General features: G+C 45.9%; 7 protein-coding genes. 2 read left to right on the top strand and 5 right to left on the bottom strand.

Translation table 11 applies throughout. From position 1 onward, the window contains the following. Positions 1–199 precede the first annotated feature (199 nt). Positions 200–430, top strand: a complete 231-nt coding sequence (locus JGK39_RS17260; protein ID WP_293255118.1) for a hypothetical protein — start codon at positions 200–202, stop codon at positions 428–430. 72 nt (positions 431–502) lie between these two features. Here JGK39_RS17260 and JGK39_RS17255 read toward each other — a convergent pair whose 3' ends face one another. The 4 genes from JGK39_RS17255 to JGK39_RS17240 form a co-directional block, all read right to left on the bottom strand. Continuing rightward, a complete protein-coding gene (locus tag JGK39_RS17255; protein ID WP_293255115.1) occupies positions 503–3,184 on the bottom strand; it encodes a PAS domain S-box protein in 2,682 nt (893 codons plus the stop codon). Between the two features lie 20 nt (positions 3,185–3,204). Then, on the bottom strand, positions 3,205–3,537 hold the full coding sequence (locus JGK39_RS17250; RefSeq protein WP_293255111.1) for a CpeR family transcriptional regulator: 333 nt from the start codon (positions 3,535–3,537) through the stop codon (positions 3,205–3,207). 133 nt (positions 3,538–3,670) lie between these two features. Then, complete coding sequence (locus JGK39_RS17245) at positions 3,671–4,423, bottom strand: phycobilisome rod-core linker polypeptide (RefSeq protein WP_293255109.1); 753 nt, start codon at positions 4,421–4,423, stop codon at positions 3,671–3,673. 412 nt (positions 4,424–4,835) lie between these two features. Next, positions 4,836–5,696 (bottom strand): phycobilisome linker polypeptide, encoded by an 861-nt coding sequence (locus tag JGK39_RS17240; RefSeq protein WP_293255106.1) that lies wholly within the window; start codon positions 5,694–5,696, stop codon positions 4,836–4,838. 396 nt (positions 5,697–6,092) lie between these two features. Between JGK39_RS17240 and JGK39_RS17235 the strand changes: the two genes are divergently transcribed. Next, complete coding sequence (locus tag JGK39_RS17235) at positions 6,093–6,833, top strand: response regulator transcription factor (protein WP_293255103.1); 741 nt, start codon at positions 6,093–6,095, stop codon at positions 6,831–6,833. Positions 6,834–7,028: 195 nt separating this feature from the next. Here JGK39_RS17235 and JGK39_RS17230 read toward each other — a convergent pair whose 3' ends face one another. Then, positions 7,029–7,262 carry a ferredoxin-thioredoxin reductase variable chain gene (locus tag JGK39_RS17230; protein ID WP_293255101.1) on the bottom strand — a complete coding sequence of 78 codons (234 nt, stop codon included), beginning with the start codon at positions 7,260–7,262 and terminating at the stop codon, positions 7,029–7,031. Between the last annotated feature and the right edge of the window lie 105 nt (positions 7,263–7,367).

Here is a 7,367-nt window from a genome sequence, read left to right as displayed (position 1 = left end):
TTATATCGTGTCCGACGGATTAACCCCAATCAGATTGGTTCGTAGTGCGGACTTAAGTCCGCTCTCATGTTGCGGACTTAAGTCCGCACTACAAACCGTCCCACTAACCACTGTCAAGTGTCAACTATCAACTGTCAACTGCTATGTGTTAGCTTAAAGTCATTACATCAATATTTGCCACCGTCGCCCCCAAACAATTATGTTGCCCCACGAGCTACAAAACATTGTCCCAGAACCGACTCCAACAGCCGAAATTTTTCAGAGACACCAAGTTGTCCGCGAGTTTTACGACGAAGTTAAGTACCGTCAAGAATTTGAGCTTTATTGCCAGTGGTATTATGCTACAGCCAAGCAGCACCAACAGGAATTGGCAAAAATGCAGGGAGATTTTAATATATTCGCTTGGTTCCGTCGCGGACATAAAAATTAATAATTAAAAGCATTTTCTTCTTCCATCCATCTGTTACATCCCGTACATTGCGCGCGGCCGAACTTCCTGTCGCTATAGCAACGGTAGCGTTACCACACAGGTTGTGCCAATGCCGACTTCACTGGTAATCTGAATTGTGCCTTGGTGCAAGTCAACGCATTTTTTGACCACGATCAATCCCAATCCTGTGCCCGGAATAGTTCGGACATTCTTGCCTCGGTGAAATGGTTCAAACAACTGCTTTCGATCTTCAGGGAAAATGCCAATTCCTCTATCTTCAACCTGAAGGATAACTGCGTCTAACTGAAACTCTAGACCGAGATTAACATTGCCTCCTTTCGGGGAATATTTAATCGCATTCGATAATATATTAGATAGAATAGAACGCAACAACCTTTCATCCAAACAAACGGGAATGGGATTTCCTTCACAGGTAAATGTGAGGGTATACTGACTGCCAGTGCTGAGCCGAATCTCTTCGACAAATTGCTGGCAAAACTTGTCTAAAACTAAAAGTTTTGGATTAAAATCTAGTTTCCCTGTTTCGGCGCGATTGATGGTTAAAATATCATCGAGCAACTGCACCATATTCCTCACAGAATCTTGAATTCGATGCAGGTTTCTCTGTCGCTTGGAGGAGTCATTCCACGCGCTGGGACTGTTTTCTAGGACTTGAGCTGCTGCCAGAGCGGTACTGAGTGGGGTGCGAAATTCATGGGATGCCATTGAGAAGAAGCGGGTTTTGAGAATACTCAGTTCTTTTTCGCGCTCTAGGGCTAATCGAATTTCATCGAGTCGTTTGCGTTCGGTGATATCACGAGCATTGACTATAATTTGTGTGGTAGCGGCATTGTCTATAAAAGGCTGGCTGATAGCTTCCAAAGTTCTCCAAGATTTGTCTTTGTGACGGTAGCGGAACTCAAGAGGAGGGGTTATTTCTGCACTTTGTAGGGTATTGGTGAAACTGTGGTAAGTAGTGGTAAAATCATCGGGATGAATTGGCTCAAATATTTTCTTTCCTACGAGTTCAGAGACGGGATATCCTAAGACTTTTTCTACAGAAGGACTGACGTAGTGGATAGTGCCATCTGTATTGAGAATCATAATGATGTCTAGAGCATTTTCAATTAGCGATCGAAAGCGTTCTTCGCTATGTCGCAGGGCTTGTTCTGCTTGTTTTCGTTCGGTTGTGTCTCGCTGTATGGCGATCCAGTGGGTATACCAACCTGTGCGATCGGCTACGGGGACAATGCTGAATTCATTCCAATATTCGGAGCCATTTTTGCGGTAGTTAATCACTTCAACGGTGACAGATTCCCAACGGGAGAGCGCGCTCCGAATCTTGTCTAGTTCTGCGCGATCGGTTTTTGGGCCGTGCAAAATCCGGGGTGTTTTGCCCAAAACTTCCTCTGGGCTATATCCGGTGATCTTGGTAAATGCTTCATTGACATAGATAATACGGAGGCCTGGTTCGTCAATCGGTTCGGCTTCGGTAATGACGACGGCATCATTTGTGTTGACGACAACTGACTGGAGCAACCGCACTTGTTCTGCTTGTTGTTTTTGTTCGGTAATGTCAGCAATCACTGCGACAACGCCGTCAATCTGATTTTCACTATTTTTTAAGGGGGCGGCGGAAAAGATAATGTCGATCGCACTACCGTCTTTTTTGTGGCGGCGCATTTCGACACTATAGGTGATTCCTTGCAGGAGATTGCTGCGGAGAGTGGAATAATCTTCTAATGGATCGTCGATAAAAATTGGGTTGGGATGGTTGATGACTTCTGCTTCATTCCAACCAAACATCTGTTCGGCGGCGGGGTTCCAAATCTTGACGTACCCTTCTATATCCAGCGTGAAGATAGCGCGAGGAGAGGCGGTAATCAGGGTTTTTAGGGTGTGGTTGGTGTGGCGCAGTTCTACTTCGGTGCGCTGTCGTTCGCCAATTTCGGCTCTTAGGGCGACGTTGGCGCGAGCTAATTCTTCGGTACGCTGTTGGACGCGCTGTTCTAGTTCGGCATTGAGTTGTTGAAGCTGTTGGTATAATTCAGACTGTTGAATGGCGATCGCCACCTGTGTCGCTAGTTGCTGCATCAACTCCAATTCCCAGGTTTCCCAGACGCGCGGGCGATCGCATTGGTGAGCAATCAATAACCCCCAAAGATAGGGTACAGAAGGATTCCCCTCAAACTCCCGATTTTCTTGGATGATGGGGACAACTAATTTGGCTGTGACTCCAAATTGTTGGAGAAAATCAGTCAGACAATTTTCGAGATCGGCTTCTTCAAGATTGGCAATGAGGCGGGTTTTTCCTAAAGAATAAGCCTCATGGTACTCCTTGGGAAAGACTTCTGCTGGGAAGGATTTTCCTAAAATGACGGGATAAGGGGGTAAAACGGCTTCGTTAATGGCGCTACCCGTTCCGTCTGGCCACAGGCGGTAAATGAGAACGCGATCGGCTTCCAGAAAGCGCTGTACATCTGCCACAGTCGTTTCTAGCACTTCGTCCAAATCAAGAGACTGGCGAATGTGTTGAGCAATTTGATTGACTAACCGTTCGCGATCGGTTTGTTGTCGCAGCACCCCTTCCGCTGTTTGTCGTCGGGCTACTTCCTGTTTGAAGCAGGGGCAAATTACTACTACAAGTAAAATACCGATCGCAACTAGAAAAATGTTACTTAGCATAGAAAATGGTTGCTTAATTCCTAGGAAAATCAGGATGTCACCAACACGCAACAACAATGCTGCAACCATGCTAACCACTATCAGCCAGATCAAGAGCTTGGATCGAACCTAGTCTGGAAACTACCATATTTAAACCAGTATTGCTTGAGGTTGTGACAAGGCGTATGCAAACTGGCTTTGGCACGATATAGAATGACTTGACGGTGATCGCCCATCCAAATTTTGTCGATCGGCTGAACCGAGATTAATGTTCCTCCTAAAGCCGTAATCGACTCGGTAAAACGCTCAATAGCGCTATAGTCTATAGTTTCAAAGATGTAAAAATTGCCAGTACAAATTAAATGACGGCTGCGAATCCAGCATTGCAACTTTTTTTCGGCTTGTGGTGGCAACATTCTAATACGATTGAGCGTGAGACTCATGGTCGATCCGAGCAAATGCGATCGGGATTTCAGATTTATATGACTTACGCAAGTTGACAGTTTTGAAACTATTTGTGGGGGTAAGGTGCGCACTGCGCACCCTACAGATAGAGTGTGTGTGTCCAGGATCGATTTAGAGAATCTCAGTGATGCTGACAATTTTGCCAGAAGTGCGATTGATCCGCTGAATTTGCGGACTCATATTGTCTCCAGCCACAATGTATGTCGTGTTACTGAGGCGACGAGGTCTGTCGAATTTAGACCCAGTTACCACAATTTTGAACATTTTTTGGGGTGCGGAATAGGCGCCTCCTCGACTGGTTGAGGGCTTGATGGCGTTAGCGCTGTTGGTGGCAACGGCGTAGACTAACTGAGATGCCTTGACGGCACTGTCGATTTGGGCGAAACCCCGATCGAGCAGCGACATCCGATTGTAACCTAGTTGCTTGGTATTTGCTTCGCTGCTTCTGCCTCGGTAATAGGGAACAACGTTTTCACCAAAAGCGGTTTGATACTCGTCGCTGTCGAGATACGAGTCAATTTCGGCATCGTAGCCTTGCTCAACACAGCGGATAATGTGTTCAGAAATTTCAGTTTGATCTTGGGGTGCACGACCCAGTAGGTGCAGGAAATTGAGTTCGACAAATCGATAGGGAGCGCACTTTTGAAAATAGCGAGTGCTATAAAAATCAGATTTAGCAACCAATCGCACAAATTCACGCACGGAGATGCTGCGATCGCACAATTGAGATTCCGCAGTTACCAAGCGCTCGCTTTCCATCACGTGGGGATTACCCAAAACCTGCTTGTAGACGGCGCGAATCACAGCTTGCACATCATCTACACCGCTGGTTGGCCACAGTTCACATTTTGTCAAATCTGTCATTGCAATTAATCTCCTTGACTGATAATATTTGGTAGTAGCTGAAATCTTGCACCATTTTCAGCAACAGGCTCTCGGGCCTGTTCCACAAAGAGTGGATTTCTTGTGGAACCGGCCGGAAAGCCTGTTCGCACCATTTTCAGAAACAGGCTCTCGGGCCTGTTCCACAAAGAGTGGATTTCTTGTGGAACCGGCCGGAAAGCCTGTTCGCAAAAGGTTAATTGAGAAGGGCTCAATATGTCAGTAATACATGGCTTATATCAATTCCAGTTGTACCGGAATGATAGTTGATTTTTGATGATTGATTGTTGATTGTTGATTGAATAAAAGCTCCGAATTCTCATTACAATCCCCGAATAATTCTTCAATCTTCAATCTAAAATCTAAAATCTAAAATCCCTCGATCGATCTTCAACTAGACAGGGGTGATACTAGCGATCGTCCCACCTTGTTTGTGAATCCGTTGATAGGTTTCGGATAGCTCGTTAAACGACACCAAGTAAACCTGGTTGCTGCGGCGAAACTTGGAAATCCGATTCACCACATTGGCGCGATAGCCGGTAACTTCAATGCGATAGACTTTTCCGTTTTCATCCGATCCAGCACCGTGACGAGTCCGAGCGCTACCGGATGGATTGCGGAATGTCGATCCGCTGCTGGCTGGAGAAATTACGGCGGTTGGCGTGCTTTGAATCACTAGGGAATTCAAACGCGGACTCTTACCTGCCAGATTTCCCTTCAAGCTGCTGCTAGAAGCACCTCGCACCAACTCGAAGGTATGGGTAAACTGCACCATGCTTTGACAAGCTTCGGTTTTGTATCCCCGGATGTAGGGAACAATGTCATCTCCAAAAGTATTCTGGTATTCATCGCTATCGAGATAAGAATCGATCTCAGCCTCAAAGCCTTTGGTATCCAGAATGGTGCTTTTGCTCCGCATTTCTTCGAGATCCAGGGGAGGGCGACCGAGTAGGTGTCTGAAGTTGAGTTCGATCGCCCGATAACGAGCACAACTATCGAAAAATCGCGATCGATACAAGTCTGACTTTGCCACCTGTCGCACAAATTCCCGCACCGTCAGTTCATTGCGTTTAAACTGGGACTCACAAACGGTGAGGCGTTCGCTCTCCATCACGTAGGCATTGCCCAAAACTTGCCGGTACACTGCCTTAATGATGGTTTCCAGGTCTTCATTTGAGTTACCTGTAACCCGCTCGATTGGTGGGGTTTCATCAAACAGGCTCACTCCCAATCTTGAAGCTGGTCCAAAAGCCATTTAACACTAATCTCCCAAATTAACTATCAAGTGGGTGGGAGAATTTACCCCATCCAAATGCCGATCCCACCTACAATTACATAGAATAAGTAAAGAAATGAGTCAGAAAACGGTAAAGAAATCGGAAAGATTTTCAATAAGTAATAAATATTGATTTTTGGCAATATTTGTTAATAAAGCTTTGGCAAATGGTTTCAGAGCTTCCCTTGGGTCAAAACTTGTTGATATCTCGATCGCAAATCGGTACAAAGTTGGGGCCAAAATGCGAATAAAATGTTGAGGAGCAAGCCATGCCGATCGCCCTAGCCCTATTTGAATTAGACCGCTCTGGTTCGCTAACTCAATCTTGTCTAAAAGTCAATAAGTGGCTTTGTACTTTCCCCCAGCCTCTTGCTTATGAGGATTCTTTTGGTTGAAGACGATCTGCGCCTTGCAGAAACGTTGGCAGAAGCCTTGACAGACCAGCGCTATGTTGTTGATATAGTTACCGATGGGGAATCTGGGTGGCATCAAGCAAAGATGCTCAACTATGATTTGCTGCTGCTAGATTTGATGTTACCAGAACTGGATGGAATTAGTCTCTGCCATCGATTGCGATCGCACGGCTATACTATGCCTGTCCTGATGATCACAGCCCGTGACACCCTCAGTGATGAAATTAATGGGCTTGATGCTGGGGCTGATGATTATGTAGTCAAGCCCGTGGACTTGCAAAAACTATTTGCTCGGATTCGAGCCTTATTGCGTCGAGGTAATAGCACTTCGGGGCCGATTTTAGAATGGGAAGAAATTCGGCTCAACCCCAGCACCTATGAAGTCACCTACGGACAGGCTCCACTCCATCTGACGCCCAAAGAATACGCGCTTCTGGAACTTCTTTTGCGAAATGGGCGCCGTGTTCTCAGTCGAAGTGTCATGATCGAACACGTCTGGTCGTTGGAATCTCCGCCCGAAGAAAATACTGTCAAGGTTCACATTAGAAGTTTGCGTCAAAAACTCAAAGCTGCGGGAGCCGCTGAAGATTTAATTGAGACAGTTCACAGTATGGGCTATCGTCTCAAGCAATCAGATTCCACTACAAATGTGATGAAAACTCATCTGGAATTGAAAACTACAGGGTTTGAAACTGTCACTTAGTTGAGGGAGAGATGGAGAGGGGAAAAGAATTCTCGACCGTCATCGAAATATAGAATTGAACTGCGGCACGCAACAGCTTAGAATCTGAAATTAAATAATTTATACATATTTGTGGGATGGGTGTCCCGCCCGTCTTTAAAGGACGGGCGGGACGCCCATCCCACAAGAACAATACAAAACAAAAGAATACTCGAGCTAGGCTTCAGCAGAAACCAATTCGACTTCATCTTCTTTGAAGTGAGCTCGAAATTTTTTGTCAAACTGAACTAGCACCGGCCAATTGGCACTGACTGGTCTGCCGTGCCATTCGTGAACGATCGCCACGACTTCTCCTTCCAGACCCTTAATATCAACTGGTTGACTGCGATTTTCCGGGTGGTGGTAGACAACAACAGAGTTTTTAACGCAAACGCGATCGCCAATTTTCATAGCTAAAAAATTTAGTGTTCTTTCTTCAAAACTCTACAAAGCCTGCAAGTGCAGAACACCTTTAGGCTTTGGGGACAGTCTTTTCATCTTCCCACAGAAGTAGAG

Origin of the sequence: Microcoleus sp. PH2017_12_PCY_D_A, from assembly GCF_020738565.1 — a bacterium.
Classification (GTDB): Bacteria; Cyanobacteriota; Cyanobacteriia; order Cyanobacteriales; family Microcoleaceae; genus Microcoleus.
Note: the sequence above shows the minus strand (reverse complement) of the source record. Positions and strands in the feature narration are given on the sequence as shown.